Annotated in this window: 2 protein-coding genes and 1 pseudogene; all 3 read left to right on the top strand. The window is 54.8% G+C overall.

The window, feature by feature from the left end; all coding sequences use genetic code 11:
* Positions 1 to 253: thiamine pyrophosphate-dependent enzyme (locus tag PMI36_RS29265; RefSeq protein ID WP_008066807.1), on the top strand; the 253-nt coding region annotated here is incomplete at its 5' end.
* A gap of 2 nt (positions 254 to 255) precedes the next feature.
* Positions 256 to 747, top strand: coding sequence for an acetolactate synthase small subunit (gene ilvN / locus PMI36_RS29270; protein ID WP_003176102.1), 492 nt, complete (start codon positions 256 to 258; stop codon positions 745 to 747).
* A 47-nt stretch (positions 748 to 794) separates the two neighbouring features.
* Positions 795 to 1,017: pseudogene (locus PMI36_RS29275) on the top strand (ketol-acid reductoisomerase); the annotation flags it as partial.

The raw sequence follows: 1,017 nt of genomic DNA, 5'->3' as shown, positions 1-1,017 counted from the left end.
TGGCAGCCGCCACTCGCACTCCTACATGGAATCGTTGCCTGACTTCGTCAAGCTGGCCGAGGCCTATGGCCATGTTGGCGTGCGCATCACCGAATCGAAAGATTTGAAGTCGAAGATGGAAGAGGCGTTCGCCATGAAAGATCGCCTGGTGGTTATCGATATTTCGGTCGACACCAGCGAGCACGTCTACCCGATGCAGATCAAAGACGGCTCCATGCGCGATATGTGGCTGAGCAAGACGGAGCGTACTTAATCATGCGGCACATTATTTCCTTGCTTCTGGAAAACGAACCGGGCGCTCTGTCTCGTGTAGTCGGCCTGTTCTCGCAGCGCAACTACAACATCGAAAGCCTGACCGTGGCACCCACCGAAGACCCGACTCTGTCGCGTCTGACGCTGACCACTGTCGGCCATGATGAAGTCATCGAGCAGATCACCAAGAACCTGAACAAGCTGATCGAAGTGGTAAAACTGGTCGACCTGTCGGAGAGTGCTCATATCGAGCGCGAACTGATGCTGGTCAAGGTCAAGGCCACCGGCGCCCAGCGCGCCGAGATCAAGCGCACCACCGATATTTATCGCGGGCAGATCGTTGATGTCAGCGCTAGCGTGTATACCGTTCAATTGACCGGTACCAGCGACAAGCTCGACAGCTTCATTCAATCGATCGGGACTGCCTCGATTCTGGAAACCGTACGCAGTGGCGTCACCGGGATTGCCCGCGGCGACAAAGTACTGAGCATTTAAACCAAATTAGCGAATGGCCTGAAGGGCCAGATATAAAGGGGAAATTCATGAAAGTTTTCTACGATAAAGACTGCGACCTGTCGATCATCCAGGGCAAGAAAGTTGCCATCATCGGTTACGGTTCCCAGGGTCACGCTCAAGCGTGCAACCTGAAAGACTCCGGCGTTGACGTTACTGTCGGTCTGCGTAAAGGTTCGGCTACTGTTGCCAAAGCTGAAGCCCATGGCCTGAAAGTGACTGACGTTGCTACCGCCGTAGCGGCTGGCGACC

This window comes from Pseudomonas sp. GM79, assembly GCF_000282495.1.
In the GTDB taxonomy this organism is placed as follows: domain Bacteria; phylum Pseudomonadota; class Gammaproteobacteria; order Pseudomonadales; family Pseudomonadaceae; genus Aquipseudomonas.
This window is presented reverse-complemented; position numbering and strand designations above follow the sequence as displayed.